13 protein-coding genes are annotated in these 14,667 nt (G+C 74.9%); 7 read left to right on the top strand and 6 right to left on the bottom strand.

What is annotated here, in order from left to right; genetic code table 11:
- Window positions 1-2: 2 nt before the first annotated feature.
- From ACFQBR_RS20005 to ACFQBR_RS19980, 6 genes are read right to left on the bottom strand one after another with little or no spacing between them, the layout of a single operon-like run.
- A complete protein-coding gene (locus ACFQBR_RS20005; protein ID WP_344184376.1) occupies window positions 3-1,472 on the bottom strand; it encodes an SCO6880 family protein in 1,470 nt (489 codons plus the stop codon).
- A complete protein-coding gene (locus ACFQBR_RS20000) occupies window positions 1,473-3,065 on the bottom strand; it encodes a hypothetical protein (RefSeq protein ID WP_378554078.1) in 1,593 nt (530 codons plus the stop codon).
- Between the two features lie 55 nt (window positions 3,066-3,120).
- A complete protein-coding gene (locus ACFQBR_RS19995; protein ID WP_344185296.1) occupies window positions 3,121-3,960 on the bottom strand; it encodes a hypothetical protein in 840 nt (279 codons plus the stop codon).
- 35 nt (window positions 3,961-3,995) lie between these two features.
- Window positions 3,996-4,337 (bottom strand): hypothetical protein, encoded by a 342-nt coding sequence (locus tag ACFQBR_RS19990; protein ID WP_344185298.1) that lies wholly within the window; start codon window positions 4,335-4,337, stop codon window positions 3,996-3,998.
- A 2-nt stretch (window positions 4,338-4,339) separates the two neighbouring features.
- A complete protein-coding gene (locus tag ACFQBR_RS19985; protein ID WP_344185299.1) occupies window positions 4,340-4,675 on the bottom strand; it encodes a hypothetical protein in 336 nt (111 codons plus the stop codon).
- Between the two features lie 16 nt (window positions 4,676-4,691).
- A complete protein-coding gene (locus ACFQBR_RS19980; protein ID WP_344185300.1) occupies window positions 4,692-5,225 on the bottom strand; it encodes a hypothetical protein in 534 nt (177 codons plus the stop codon).
- Between the two features lie 601 nt (window positions 5,226-5,826).
- Between ACFQBR_RS19980 and ACFQBR_RS19975 the strand changes: the two genes are divergently transcribed.
- From ACFQBR_RS19975 to ACFQBR_RS19945, 7 genes are all read left to right on the top strand, one after another.
- On the top strand, window positions 5,827-6,447 hold the full coding sequence (locus ACFQBR_RS19975; protein WP_344185302.1) for a hypothetical protein: 621 nt from the start codon (window positions 5,827-5,829) through the stop codon (window positions 6,445-6,447).
- Entirely contained in the window at window positions 6,444-7,910 is a 1,467-nt protein-coding gene (locus tag ACFQBR_RS19970; RefSeq protein ID WP_344185303.1) for a C40 family peptidase, read from the top strand. The genes ACFQBR_RS19975 and ACFQBR_RS19970 overlap by 4 nt, the downstream gene beginning before the upstream one ends.
- A gap of 46 nt (window positions 7,911-7,956) precedes the next feature.
- A complete protein-coding gene (locus ACFQBR_RS19965) occupies window positions 7,957-8,358 on the top strand; it encodes a hypothetical protein (RefSeq protein ID WP_344185304.1) in 402 nt (133 codons plus the stop codon).
- Between the two features lie 192 nt (window positions 8,359-8,550).
- Window positions 8,551-9,564, top strand: a complete 1,014-nt coding sequence (locus tag ACFQBR_RS19960; RefSeq protein ID WP_344185305.1) for an AAA family ATPase — start codon at window positions 8,551-8,553, stop codon at window positions 9,562-9,564.
- Window positions 9,564-10,691, top strand: coding sequence for a DUF58 domain-containing protein (locus ACFQBR_RS19955; RefSeq protein WP_344185306.1), 1,128 nt, complete (start codon window positions 9,564-9,566; stop codon window positions 10,689-10,691). Before ACFQBR_RS19960 ends, ACFQBR_RS19955 begins: the two co-directional genes overlap by 1 nt.
- Window positions 10,679-12,946: a transglutaminase-like domain-containing protein gene (locus ACFQBR_RS19950; protein ID WP_344185307.1), complete on the top strand. Its 2,268-nt coding sequence runs from the start codon at window positions 10,679-10,681 to the stop codon at window positions 12,944-12,946. Before ACFQBR_RS19955 ends, ACFQBR_RS19950 begins: the two co-directional genes overlap by 13 nt.
- Window positions 12,947-12,994: 48 nt before the next feature.
- The gene (locus ACFQBR_RS19945) at window positions 12,995-14,641 is read left to right on the top strand and encodes a serine/threonine-protein kinase (protein ID WP_378554073.1); all 1,647 of its coding nucleotides are present in this window, start codon (window positions 12,995-12,997) and stop codon (window positions 14,639-14,641) included.
- Window positions 14,642-14,667 lie beyond the last annotated feature (26 nt).

Genomic DNA, 14,667 nt, shown 5'->3' with positions numbered 1-14,667 from the left:
TTCTAACCCATACCGCGTTGGACGAGGAACGGCGGGCACACGCCGAGGGGCAGGGTCGTGGCGAACGCGACGTCCTGGCTCCCCCAGGCCCTGCGCAGCCGGATCCGGGAGGTCTCGGCCGCCGACTCGGTGTGCGCGACGGCCTGCTTGAGCCTCTGCTCGTCGTCGACGGTGGCCGTCGTGTACAGGCTCACCTGCACCAGCCCGGCCCCGCGCGTCTCCTCCTGGGCCGCCTGCCTGGCGTAGGCGAGGTCCTGGCTGTCCCTCGCGCTCACCCGGTGGCGGACCCGCCAGGACAGCTCGCTCTTGTACTGGGCCGCCGAGTTCTGGCTCTCCAGCGCACGCGCCGCCGCGGCCGCCGGCCAGGGCCGGAACAGCAGCGTGGTCCGCTTGGCCCAGCGGGTCGGGGAGAGGAGCTCGGCGAGCACCGTGCTCGTGACGTGGGTCCTCGGCGCCTCCTGCCAGATCCACGAGACGCTGGTGCCGCTGTCGTGGGTGTAGCGGTCGTGGTGCGCCTCGGCCTCGACGGGGGTCGCGTCCGTCCAGTCGAGCGTCCCGATGTCCTCGGGCGTCGAGTGGAGCAGGGTGCTGAGGTCGTTGAGGGCCGTCGGGTCGTAGGCGGTGCGCACCATGGCGACGAGCTGCTCGGGCGTCGCGCGCCCCAGCACGGACACCCCCGTGGTGGCGAGGCTCGACTCGATCTGGTTGAGGTAGCCGCTGATCTCCACGGCCGCCTGCATGCGGTCCTTGGGGGCCACCGGGAACTTGCGGGGGTCGTAGGTGATGCTGATCCGGGTCTCGACCTGGGCGCTCACCGTGGGGGCGCTCAGCACGAGGTCGCGCATGATCTTGCGGGCCGCCGCCGGGGACTTCGGGTCGATGTCCGCCTCGACGTTGGTGCGCAGCGCGCTCCCGGGGTCGGGGCGCGACTCGACGGTGACCGTGACCCACTGGACCCACGGCATGTAGCCGAGGGAGGCCAGCCACTGGTGCCAGCTCGCCACCCAGGTGTCGACGTCGGCCGGCTCGGCGAGCCACACGGAGTTGGACGAGACCAGGACCGTCGCGGTCATGTGTCCCAGCCGCCGGTTCCAGGCGAGGCCGAACCGCCCTCCCCTGCCGTCCTCGCAGGAGAGCAGGGAGACGGGGGCGAGGATGCCGGGCAGCTGGAAGGCCCGCGGGTGCTCCACCATGACGCCCGCGCGGTAGCGGGTGTGCCCGAGCACCTTGGCCCACCACCACCGCAGGCGGGTGAGCAGGAAGCTCAGCAGCGACTCCCCCTGGACCGGCACCGCGGCGAACACGAAGGCCACCGCCATGACGGGCAGGAGGTAGAGGGCGAGGCCGGGCGCGAACATGCCCGCCAGCATCAGGACGACCAGGCCTCCGAGGAGGACGAGCGTCGCGGTGAGGCCGAGCCCGAACAGCCCGATGCTGCGGCGGCGGCGCCACCCTCCGTACGTGCGGACCACTTAGACCATCCTTCCGTCGGCTCCGTCGGCGAACTGCGCCCCGGACGCGCCTTCCGGCGACACCGCTCCGGCGCCGCCCGGGTACCCGGCGCCCGAGGCGCCGCCCGACACGGCTCCGGTGTCGGCCGCCCCCGCGCCCGCGGGGGCGTCCCCGACCGCGCCGGGGTCGGAGCCGCCGTCACCGCCCGCGCCCGACGCCACCGTCTGGCTGTACCCCTGCTCCGAACCGCTGACGGTCGTGGAGCTGACCGACTCCGTCGCGCCCGCGGCGGCCACGGCGCCGCCGTCCTGCGCGCCGCCGCCCTCGGGGCCGCCCATGGCGCCGTCCACGCTCGCGGTCCCGTCCGCGCCGCCCGAGAGGCCGCCCGCGCCGCCCAGGGGACCGCCCGCACCGGCGCCGAGTCCGCCCTGCGTGCCCAGGGGGCCGGTGTCGACGGCGCCCGTGCCGGCCGCGCTCGCCGCCAACGCCGGGGACCCGCCCCCGGCGGGCTGTCCTGCGCCGCCCTCGTCGAGGTTGCGCGCCACTCCGGCGGCGCGCTCGTTGGCGCCGGCCGCAGCGGCGGCCTGGGCCCCGCCGTCGGCGGACGGGGCGTTGCCCGCGGAAGGGGAACCGGACGCCGACGAGGGAGACGCGTCGGCGCCGCTGCCGCTCCCTCCGCCGCCCCCGCCGCCCCCGCCGCCCCCGCCGCCGATGGAGCTGATGCCGCCCGCCGCGAGGGCCATCATCCAGACGCTGCCCGAGCTCATGAGCTTCATCAGGACGGGGAGGGCGCCGGTGGCCATGAGCATGACCGCCGCCCCCAGGAGGTACCTGGACAGGCCGCCCTCGGCATCGGTGTCCGTGGTCGCGATGAGGACGAGGCCGGACAGGTAGACGAGCAGCAGGAGCGGCTTGTACAGGAGGCAGGCGAAGAGCCAGCCGATGACCTTCGGGAAGATCTTCAGCCCGGGGACCAGGGAGCTCGCCGCGGCCAGGGGCAGGAGGCAGGCGAGCAGGTAGACGATCGACTTGAGCATCGCCAGGACGATCATCTGCGCGATGAGCCCGAGGATCACCGCGAGGCTGACCAGGTAGGTGACGGCCTCGCGCGCGGAGTCCTCCGCGAAGCCGAGGTCGTTGTCGCCGACGCCCACCCGCATGATGCTCGGGTAGACCTCCTGCGCCGCGACGAGGAAGCTGACCTGCCGCGACCCGTTGCCGTTCTCGTAGGGCGCCGAATACGTCCCGGTGTCCAGGATCATCTGGGTGAGGCCGCTGCTGAAGCCCGCCAGGACGTAGACGAAGAAGAGTCCGGCGAACGTGGTGATGATGACGGTGAGCAGGCCCCGGACCAGGTCCATCATGGGGTCGAGCCGACGGGTCCAGAGCAGGCGGATGGCCGCGAGCAGGATGCCCAGCGTGGCCAGGAACAGGATCAGCGGGTTGAAGACGTTCTGGAGCTGCAGCACGCCCTGGTCGACGACGAGCTGGTTGCTGCCGTACTCCCGCTGGAGGGGCGCCCCGCTGCCGCTGCTGATGAGCAGACCGAACATCCGCTCGATGATGCCCTGAAGGCTTTCCGTGATCCAGCTCGCCGTTGCCTCGTTCTCCATTCAAACACCCCCCTTTTCCGTCGTCCGAACGAATTCCCTTGCACAGGGCACTGCGCTATCCGACGTTGCAGTAATCGTCCCCGACTTGTTCCTCGCGCTTGTTACCGTTCGCCCACTCGGGAAATTCGGTGCAGATGTAGTACTTGTGCATGGCGGGCTCACCGCGCCCCGCGGCGGCGTACTCGCGCGGAACGTCGTCGAAGTGGTCGACCGGGTTGTCCGGGCACGAATCGCTCTGGTCCCACAGGGACGAGGGCAGGTTGGGGCAGTGGTACTCGGCCCAGATCCAGTCGCCGCCGTTCAGGAGGTCCATGCCGTCCCGGCCCGGGGTGCAGGGGGAACGCGTGTAGGTGTTCCCGTCGTGGAACCCGGGGTCGAAGCAGTAGTCGTAGCAGTCCGCCTTGCCGTCGCGCGTGCAGCGCTCGTCGTCTGCGCCGGTCAGCGGAACGGTGTCGTGCAACCGGTCCCACCCGTCCTCGTCGGGGCAGAGGACATCCCGGGTGTCGGGGTCCCGGAGGGCCCCCTCGCAACCGGCCGCCTCCCGCTCGGTTTCGTCCTGCTCGGCCGCGACCCCCTGGATGAGGGACCCGAGGTCGTCCTCGGTCTCGTGGTAGGAGCCCTGGAGCAGCGTCCCGGCGAGGGTTCCGGACGCGACCAGCAGAACGACCCCGAGGACCACCCAGGGGAGTTCCGCCATGCCGCGCGCGGCGATCCAGGGGTCGCCGGTGAAGTTGGCGTGGATCATGCGCCCGCCGATGATGATCAGCGCGAGGACGCCGACGACGGCCCCCGCCCAGGCGACATATCCCAGCACCTCGTTCCCCGACTGCTGGAACTGCGCCATCGCCACCGGGTTCCGCGCCGCGTCGGCGGCGAGGATCCGCTCGTACACCATTCCGCTCTCCCCCCGACCTCTCACGACCCGGTCCACTACCCGACGAGCGTGGTGACCACGGAAACGGCGACCAGCATCAGCGAGACGCCCATGACGGTCCACACCACGCCGCCGACGCCCTCGGCGGCCACCTCGGAGCGGCCCAGCTTGCCGGCGGCCATCTTCGCGGCCGAGTACAGGATGCCGATGACCCCGATCACGACGACGACGCCCTGGGCGATGTTGAGGAACCGCCCGATCGGGTCCCCGTCGGGGTCCTGGGTCCCCCCGACCCCCCAGTCCGGCATCCGCGGCCGGACGTCCCACGTCACCTCCGCGGGAAGGGCCGCGGCCAGGTGCGCCGCGTCCGCCGCCGCCGACAGGAGTTCCAGCGGCATCGTCAGCCGCCCGCGACGTTGGCGACCGCCAGGATGACCGGGATGGCGACGAGCATCAGGGAGATCCCCATGACCGTCCAGACCAGTCCGCCGACGCCGTCGGCGGCGAGGTCGGAGCGGCCGAACTTGCCGATGGCCATCTTGCCCGCGGCGAAGAGGATGCCGATGATGCCGATCACGACGATGATGCCCTGGCCCCAGCTGAACACCTGCTGGATCGGATCGTGTCCGTCCTCGAAGGCGGGCAGGTCCGGGTTGGTGTCCCAGCCGAAGGCGCCGTCCATCGGGACGGCGGCCATGTGGGCGACCAGGTCGTTGGTGGCGTTCAGAACGTCCATGCGTATCCAGTTCTCCTTACCCTGAGGCCTGACGCGCCAGGGTCTCGCTCGCCGCTGCGAGGCACGCGTTCCTGATCCGCTCCAGGGCCCGCCTCGCCCTCGCGGGAAGTTTCACCCGGTCCGCCTCGACCGCGTCCACGTAGCGCAGGGCCGGGACGAACGGGAAGCGGACGAGGAGGCCGACCCGGTCGCGCACCAGGCCCAGGCGCGCCGCGGACTCGGCGGGTTCGGGCCCGGAGCCGTCCGCCGCGACCACCAGCGCCGCGGGCCGGATGCCGTCGGCCTCCAGGACGTTGATGACCTCGGCGGCGCGGGCCGTCGAGGCGACGCTGTTCCGGGAGACGAGGACCAGGGGCCGTCCGAAGGCGCCGACACCGCCGCGGTCGGAGGAGTAGGCGCCGAGGTCCCAGGGGGTGTTCAGCAGCACGCGCAGCGTGGTGGTGCCCGCTCCGCCGTGGCAGCCGAGCACGACGGCCTCCCCGGCCCAGTCGGGCAGGGGCGGGCCCGCGGGTTCGCCCTGGTCCGTGCCGCCGGCCTGTCGCCTCCCCATGTGGTCCCCTCGTCCGTGTCGTGAAGGCGCCGCCTCCCCGGCGGGGTCGGCGCTCCCCGCGCGGCCGTGTTCCAGGACGCCGCGCCGGGCTGGGCGTCCGGGGCCCTGGGAGCGGTCGTCCGCCCTCGGATGCCTCCGGCAGTCCCGCCGCACCGGGGGGTTTCGCGTGACGACGCGAGAATGCGGTGGCGCCGTCGAACCGGGTTCGGGGGCCGAACAGCAGGCTATATATACCGCACCGAATCGAATCCGATCAAGTGACCGTTTTCATTCCTGCTACTTTGCGTGACCGGCCGGACATTGGAAACACTGGAAAGTGAACGAGGTCGACCTTATTTCACGAACGCAAAAGAGCCGACCCGCTCTTCTGCGTGATAAGCCTTGATCAATGCCATTGCTGCGCACCGCCGCCTCGGGGATCTCGACCTTTTTCCATAGGAGAACCCGCAGGTCTCCGGCCGAAACGTTATCGATTATCACCCTTCGTGACCCTTCTGTCGCACAGGCCCCATTGCGCTCCCGGTGCGCTCCCTGTACGCATGGGTGCATCTGTCCGCCCTCACGACTGGTGGGTACCCATGATCAGAACAGCGTGGCCGTCATGAGCGACTTCGCCGGCGGCTCGCGGGAGAAGACGATCGTGTTCGGGATCCTCGCCGTCCTGGTCGTCGTCCTGGTCGTCCTCGCACAGCAGCTGCTCTCCGGTCCGGACGACGGCGAGGCCGCGCCCCCGGCGGAGGCGTCCACCGGATCCGGGGGGAGCGGGGGCGGAGGAGAGCCCGTCGGCGACGTCATGGCGCTGATGCCGTACTCGGAGGCCGAACTGGAGGCCGGGGCGGAGACCGCCGCGGCCTTCGTCGCCGCCTACAGCGAGGTCGATCCCGGGGAGAGCGACGACGAGCGCCTCGCCCGCCTCTCCCCCCTGCTCTCCGAGGACTTCTTCGGTGCCGTCGAGGAGTTCGTCCTCAGCACGCCCAACAGCGGGGCCTCCCGGGGGACCCCGCGGCGCGTCACCGCGGAGGCGACGGCCACGGCGATCCGCAACGTCGGCTCAGGGTCGGTCATCGTCGAGGTGGAGGCGCGGTTCATGACGGAGACCGGAGACGACGGCGGGGCCGAGCCGGCGTCGTACGCGGTCACCGTGGTACCCGAGGGCGAGGGCTGGACGGTCTACGCCTTCCAGGACGCGGCGGTCGGGAACATCGCCGAGGAGGGCGCGTGACGGGCGCCTCCGGCGGCGCCGCCGGGGTCCTGTGGGAGCGGGCCCGCGCCTTCCTCCTCCCCCGGCGCGAACGCGGCGGGGACCGGGGCAGCGCGACCGCGCGCGTGGGCGGGGGCGTCACGGCGCTCGCGGTCATGGGGGGCATCGCCTACGCCGCCACCGTGTGCGGCCCTGCGGGCGGAGCCACGCCGAGCAGCGCCGACGGGGCCGGCTCGTCGGGGGGCGTCGTCCAGGCGTCCTCGAACACGTCGAGCGAGACGATCAGCATCAGCGCGCACGGGGAGCCGGGTTCCTCGCAGAAGTCCGTCCGCGTCGACATCCCCGACAACGTCCTCCGCGCGCACCGCATGGCGGCCGAGGCCTACGGCCTGCCCTGGGAGCTCATGGCCGCGATCGGCGCGATCGAGACCCAGAACGGCCAGTACGTCTCGACGGACCCGAACTGGCACTCCGGCCTCCGGGAGGGTGAGCGCAACCCCTACGGCGCCGCCGGGATCGTCCAGTTCGGCGTCCAGGACCTGCGGACCGGACAGGTCGGCGGCCGACTCGGCAGCGCGGGCAACTCGTGGGGCGGGAAGCCGAAGGAGCCGGTCGAGGACCGCCGCTTCCACTACGAGGTGGGCGAGATGCCGGGCAACCCGACCTACTTCGGGATCGACGGCAACGACGACGGCATGGTCAACGTCTGGGACCCGTGGGACAACATCGCCTCGGGGGCCTTCCGGATCGCCTACTACGCCGACCAGGCGGAGAAGAGGGGGTCGGGCTCCGTCTGCGGGAGCGGGCGGACGGACCTGACCCCGATCGAGTGCACGGTCTACAAGCACAACCCCGCCCGGTGGTACGTCGCGCAGGTGCTGGAGGTGGCCGAGTACTACAGCGGCTCCGGCCTCGCCCCGACGTCCCCGTCCCTCGAACTCCAACAGGCCTCCTCGACCCCGGGACAGGGGCGGGACTGCGAGGAGCAGGGCGGCAACGCGTCCCAGGCCGCGTTCCTGGGCGACGTCGGCGAGGAGCACCGCACCGCGGTGGAGTTCGCCAGACAGCAGATCGGCAAGCCCTACGTGTGGGGCGCCCGGGGGCCCGACTCCTACGACTGCTCGGGGCTCACCCAGGCCGCCTGGCGCGCGGCGGGGGTGACGATCCCCTGGGTGACGACGACGCAGTGGGATCCGGGCAACGCCGAGTACCGGGGAGGGACGGCCCGGCGCGTCCTGGAGGGGGACCTGGACATCTCCGTCCTCCAGCCCGGCGACCTCCTCCTCTTCCACACCAGTCCGAGGTACGCGAGCCCGTCGCACGTCGGCATCTACTCCGGCGGAGGCCGCATGATCCACGCCGCGAACCCCAGCAAGCCGATCGAGGAGGTGTCGATCGACTCCGGGTACTACCGCTCCTCCTTCGTGGGGGCGGTCCGGATCAGCCCCGACTCCTCGGGCGGCGAGGACAGCTTCGCGGCGTGACGGCCCGTCCCCGCGTTCCACGAACCCATCGAGAGGATGATCCACCATGGTCGCACCTGTCGTCGTCGCCCTCGGAGGCGCAGCCCTGCGTGCAGGGGCACAGAGGCTCGGCGGCGCCGTCGCCTCCCGTGGCGGGGCCTGGCTCGCCGGAAGGGGCGGCTGGAAGGGCCTGATGAAGGGGGCTGCCAAGGGCGCCGGGGCCTTCTCCCTCGGCGCCCTCAAGTTCGGGGCGAAGGCCGGGGTCCAGGGCCTCGGAGCCCTCGGCGGCCTGGCCATGGGCGCCGCCTCGGGCGTCATGGGCGCGGCCGGCGCCGCGGTGGGCGGCGCCACCGGCCTGCTCTCCGCCCTGGCGGGGGCCTTCGAGACCGCGGGCTCCGGGCAGAGCTACGGCATGTCCGGACCGATGCTGAGGGGAAAGGGCAGGGGCGCCACACCGCTCCATGCCTGACACCCCGCTCCCCCGGACCGCTCCCCCGGGAGCGGTCCGTCCCCTCGGTACCGGTTCGTGCGGTTCGGCCGCGATCGCGCTATCTTCACGCCGGTGAGCGCCTGCCCCGAGTGCTCCCGGCCCGCCTCCCCGCCGCCGTGAACGGCGGTGGCGCTCCACCCCCAGCACTTCACGCGGAAAGACGCCCTCTCCATGAACACCCACGTCTCTCCCCCCTCGGACGCCCCCCTGTCCTCCGACGACGCGGTCATCCGCGCCGACGAGTTCGACGGCATCGCCGCCTCCGTCGAGGCCGCGGTCCTGGGCAAGTCCGACGTCGTACGCCTAGCCCTGGTCGCGATGCTCACCCAGGGCCACATCCTGCTGGAGGACGTCCCCGGCACCGGGAAGACCACCCTGGCGCGCGCCATCGCCGCGAGCGCGAACGGCGACTGGCGGCGCATCCAGTTCACCCCGGACCTCCTGCCCTCCGACATCAGCGGCGTCACGATCTTCCACCAGGGGACCCGCGAGTTCGAGTTCCGTCCCGGTCCCGTGTTCGCCAACGTCGTCATCGCCGACGAGATCAACCGGGCCTCGCCCAAGACCCAGTCGGCCCTGCTGGAGGTCATGGAGGAGCGGGCGGTCACCGTGGACGGCGTCCGGCACGGCGTCCCCTCCCCCTTCCTCGTCGTGGCGACGCAGAACCCCGTGGAGATGTCGGGCACGTACCGCCTGCCCGAGGCCCAGCTGGACCGGTTCCTGATGCGCCTCACCCTCGGCTACGCCGACCCCGCCTCCGAGCTCGCGATCATCCGGGGAGACCGGCTCGTCACGCCCGAGGACCTGGAGCCGACCGTCGACGCCGAGCGGATGGCCGCCATGAGGCGCGACTCCCGGCGGGTGTTCGTCCACGACTCCGTCTACGAGTACGTGCTCCGGGTCGCCCACGCCACACGCGATCACCGGGAGCTGAGCGTGGGCCTGTCGACCAGGTCGACGGTGGCCATGGCGAGGACGGCCCGGATGCTCGCGCTCGTCTCGGGCCGGCCCTTCGTGGAGCCCGAGGACGTCAAGCTCCTGGCCCAGCCGGTCTGGGCCCACCGCCTGGTGCTGTCCCCGGAGGCCTCGGTCGGCGGGCGCACCGGGGCCGACGTCCTGGACGGGATCCTCCGTGAGACCCCCGCGCCGTCCCCGGGCGCGGCCGGGGTCCCGGCGGTCCGCTGATGCCGACCGTCCGGGGGTGGCTCGTCGCCGGGGCGGGCCTGGTCCTCCTCGCGGTGGGCGTGGTGTCCCAGTACCAGGAACTGGCGCTGCTCGGCGGCGTGGCCGTGACCGCGGTCGCCGCGGCGTCGCTCGCGGTGGGGCGTCCGGCCGCCGTGGCGGTCCGGCGCTCGCTCCCCTCCCCGCGCACCTCGCCGGGGTCCGCCCTGCGCGTGCGCCTGGAGATGCGCAACCCCGGCCGGCGCTCCGTCGGCGTGGTCGAGCCCGTGCGCGGTCACGGGGGCGAGCGGCCGGTCCGGCTGCCGTCCCTGGGAGCGCGTGCCGCGGGCGGGGCCGAGTACCGCGTCCTGGCGGCCCGGCGCGGGGTGGTCTCCCTCGGCCCCCTCCGGGTCGGGCGCGCGGACCCGCTGGGGCTCGCCGCGGTGTACCGGGAGTCCGGCGGCGCCGACCGGGTGTGGGTCCATCCCCGGTGGGAGCGCCTGCGCACCGTCCCGGCCGGCCGGGTGGCCGACCCGGAGGGCACGGCCGACGGCGCCCCGGCGGGCGCGCAGACCTTCCACTCGCTGCGCGACTACGTGCCCGGCGACGACCTGCGGCTGGTCCACTGGCGCAGCTCCGCGCGGCTGGACAAGCTCGTCGTGCGCGAGTACATCGACACCTCGCAGCCGCGCCTCCACGTCATCGTCGACGACCGGCCCACGGCCGGGGGCGAGGACCGGCTGGACGAGGTGGCGAGCGCGGCCGCCTCGGTGCTGGCGACCGGGGTGCAGGCGTCGCTCCACTGCGAGGTGAGCCTGGTGAGCGGTCGGGGGCGCGACAGCACCGGAGGGCTCCCCCCGCTGCTCGACCTCCTGGCCGAGGCGCGTCCGACGCCGGACGCCGACCTCCCGCAGGCCCTCCGCCTGGCCCGGACCCGGCCCTCCGGGGACACGGCCGTCCTGGTGAGCGGCGCGCTCACCACCACCGACCTGCGGTCCTTCGGAGAGCTCGGACACCACTACTCGGCCCTGGTCGCCGTGACCGTCGGCACGGAGGACCGGCCCAGCGCCCCCGCTCCGGTCACCCTGCTCGCCGCCGGCGACGCGGCGGGGTTCGTCGAACGCTGGAACGAGACGTCATGGCCACGCTGACCCCGCCGCGCCCCCCGGAGACCGCGCCCGCCCCCGGTCGGGGGCCCGGCACTCCGCTCCGCGCCGCCCTGGCCCCCGTCGGGCTGGTCATGGCCGCCGCGGCGGGGGGCGTCGCCCTCGCGCCCGGTTACGCCTCCCCGGCGCCGGTCTACGCGGTGCTGCCGCTCTGCGCCCTGCTCTCCGTCGCCGTGACCCTGGCGGCGCGGGCCCGGCTGTCCCCGCTCGCCGGGATCCTCGTCGGTCTCCCCCTGCCCCTGGCGGGCGTGGTGGTGTGCGCGGCCCGGCTGCCCGGCCAGGGGACGGGCGTGCTGGGAGGGACGGTGGAGGCCCTCCTCCACTCCGGGGCGCGCATCCTGACGAGTGCGGCGCCCACCCCCCTGAACGCGGACACCCTGACGCTGCCGCTCCTGGCCACGTGGATCACCGGTGTGGCCTCGGTGCTGCTCTGGCAGGGGACCCGGCCCGCGCTGGCCGTCCTCCCCGGCCTCCTGGCGCTCGTCGGCGCCGTCGTCCTGAACGGCCCGGTGGCCCCGCCGGGGTTCCCCTCCATCGGCCTGGTCGCGGTCGCCGCGGTCCTGCTCATGGCGGCGTCCTCCGACGGCCGGACGGCCGCGCGGGCGCGCGCCGGGTCGGAGGACCTGCGGATCGAGGTCGACGCACCGGAGACACAGACCCTCGGACGGCTCGGGCGGATCCTGGTGACCGCGGTCGCGGCGGCGCTGGCGGCCGCCGCCACGGTGTTCGGCGGTCCCGTCCTCCTCTCCTCCTGGGAGGCGGCCCCGGGCGACCCGCGCGAGGCCGTGCGCCCGCCCCTCGCGCCGGAGGCCGCCCTCAACCCGCTCGGCTACCTCGCGGCCTGGGCCGCCGAACCGGACGACCCGCTGCTCACAGTGCGCTCCGAGGAGCCGGTGGACCTGCGGTGGGTCGCCCTCGCGGAGTTCACCGGGACCACGTGGCTGCCCGAGGGCGGCTACCGCGCCGCCGGGGAGGTGCTCCCCGACCCGGTGCCGCCGCCCCCGCACGCCACCGGCGTCCGCGCGGAGATCTCCGTCGGCGACGACCTCCCGGGCGGCTGGGCGCCGGTCGTCGGGGTTCCGCGGCGGGTCGGGCTCCAGCCCCTGGGCTACGACGCCGTCTCGGGGACGGTGGTGAGCGCGGACGGCGACATCGCGGGCGCGCGCTACGAGGTCGCCGGCGACGTGGCGGACTGGAGGGCGGTCGAACTCGCGGACGCGTCCGTTCCGGCCGACGCGGTCTTCGACCGCTACCGCGAGCTGCCCCCGGGGGCGCCGCCGGTCCTGAACGACGTGGCGGCGGCCGTCGCCGGGCAGGGGTCGCCGTACGAGCGCGCCGTCCTCCTCTCGGAGTACCTGCGGGAGTCCCACTACTTCTCGGCGCAGACCCCCGGCGGCCACGGCTACGCCAACGTCGCGGACGTGCTGGCCCCGCCGGGGCAGCAGGGCGGCGGCGGGACCTCCGAGCAGTTCGCGAGCGCCTTCGCCATGCTCGCCCGCGCGGCGGGCCTGCCGAGCCGCGTCGTCGTGGGGTTCGGCTCCGGCGCCGACGAGGGGGACGGCGTGCGCACGGTGACGACCGGTGACGCGCTGGCGTGGGGCGAGGTCTACTTCAACGGCGTCGGATGGGTGCCGTTCTCCGTCACCCCGGGGGAGGAGGGCGGGGACGGGGCCGAGGAGGCCTCCTCCGGCGCGGCGGAGGCGGAGGCCCCCGAGGAGGCGGACGACGCGAACGGCGCGGACGACGACACCGGCCCCGGTGCGCCGCCGGAGAGGGAACCCGGTGCGGCGCCGCTGTGGCCCTTCCTGACCGCGGGGGGTCTGCTGCTCGCCACCGCGGCCGCCGTTCCGGCGCTGCGGCTGGCGCGGAGCCGGTGGCGGCTGAGGCCGGGCGCCCCGGAGCGGCGCGTGCTGGGCTCCTGGCGGGAGCTGTGCGACCACCTGCGCCAGTGCGCGGGCGCCCCTCCGCCGCCGGGCCACACCGTCGGCGACACCGTGGCCCTCGTCCAGGCCCTCCTGCCCGAGGAGGGGCGGGAGTGGGCCCGGGTCGACCTGCGGCGCCTCGCGGGGGCGGTCAACCGGGTCGGCTTCGCCCCGGGCGCCGGGGTCTCCGCGACGGAGGCCGCGCACATCACCGACGGGGTCCGCCGCCAGTCCCGCGCGCTGCGGCGCACGCTCGGCCGCGGCAGGAGGCTGGCCTGGTGGTTCGATCCCCGTCCCCTGTTCTGGCGGGCACCGTGACGCCCGCCTCCGACCGTCGCCCGCCGCACGGCGGGGAAGGGGCGTTCCATGAGTAATACGGGGTCCGGCGCCAGCCTCGTCCCGGGGTTCCACTCCCTGGAGGTGCTGCACCGCGGCGCCTCCTCGACCGTCTACCGGGCCGTCCCGGACGCGGGCGGCGACCCGGTCGCCGTCAAGGTCCTGCGGGGCCCGGACGGCGGGGCCGAGTCCGAGCGCCTGCGCCGGCTGTCCGGCGTGCCGGGGGTGGTGCGGATCCTCGGCCACGGCTCGACCACGACGGGGCGCCCGTTCGTGGCCATGGAGCTCCACGCGGGCGGGGACTACGGCCGGGTCCTGGCGGACCGCCACCCGCTCCCGGTGGACGAGGTCGTGCGCGTCGGCCTGGACGTGGCCGGCGCCCTGGCGGGCGTGCACGCGCTCGGCCTGCTCCACCACGCCGTGGAGCCGTCCAACGTGCTGGCGGGAGAGGGCGGCGCCGTCCTCGCGGACGCGGGCGCGACGCTGCCCGCGGGCTCCCTCCCGCCGCCGGCCGGGCCGCGTACCGGCGCGCTGCTCCACGCCCCGCCGGAGGCGGTCCGGGGCGGACCGCCGACCGCCGCCTCCGACGTCTACCGACTGGCCGCCACCCTGTGGGAGCTGCTGGCGGGACGGCCCCCGTTCGGTGACGGGGCGGAGGCCGCCGCCGACCCCTTCGGATACCGGGAGCGCGTGCTCGGCGGCGGGGCCCCGGGACCGCCGCGCCCCGGCCTGCCCGCCCCGCTGGTCGCGGCCCTCGCACGGGCGCTCGACCGGGACCCCGGGAACCGCTACGCCGACGCGGAGGGCTTCGCCGCGGCCCTGGCCCCGGACGGCGGCGGGGCGGCGGGGGCGGCCGTCGCCGCAGCTCCGGCGCACGGCGGCGTCCCGGACGCGCCCGGGGCGGTGCCGCCTCCCCCGCCTCCCGTGGCGGCTCCGGGTACGGTCACCCCCGGGGCGGCCCCCGGGCCCGGGACCGCCCCGCCCGCGGGCGACGACACCGCCGACCCCTGGCAGGGGCTCGTGGAGTGGGAACCGCCCCGTGCCGCTCCCGCACCACCGCCTGCGCCGCCCGCCCCGGCGTTCGGGGCGGGCACGCCGTACGCGGCCCCCGCCGCGCAGGCGCCGTTCGGGCCCGCCACCGGCGGACCGGCCGCGGACCGCGCCCCCGTGCCCCCGCCGGGGGCCCGCGACGCCGGGGAGACGCGGTCGCGGTGGCTCCGCCGCGTCCAGGTGGCCGTGTCCGCGACGGCGATCGTCGTCATCGCCCTGGGGCTGGCGGCCTTCGTGTACCCGGGGCCGGTCGCCGCGCTCCTGGCCTCCGTCGGACTGGTGGAGCCCGGGGCGGACCCGGCCCCCGCCCCGGTGGACCCGTCCTCGGCACCGCACGCCGCGATCTCCCGGGAGGCGGCCCCCTCGGACGTCGCGATGGAGGACTCCGGTGACACCGTGGTCCTCACGTGGACGGACAACGCCGGAGAGGGCACACCGCACCACGTGGTGGGCGGACCGGCGGGCGAGGCCTACGCCGCGCTCGCCGAGGTGGAGCCCGGCGCGGCGGAGGCCCGGGTGAGCGGCCTCGACGCCGCCGGGCAGTACTGCTTCGTCGTCATCGCCGTGCTGAGCGCGGACGAGGTCGCGCCCTCCGAGGAGGTGTGCACGGAGCGAGGCACGGACTGACGGGACGGGCTGCGGCGATGAGCGCG

Origin of the sequence: Nocardiopsis tropica (assembly GCF_042660575.1) — a bacterium.
Classification (GTDB): domain Bacteria; phylum Actinomycetota; class Actinomycetes; order Streptosporangiales; family Streptosporangiaceae; genus Nocardiopsis; species Nocardiopsis tropica.
This window is presented reverse-complemented; position numbering and strand designations above follow the sequence as displayed.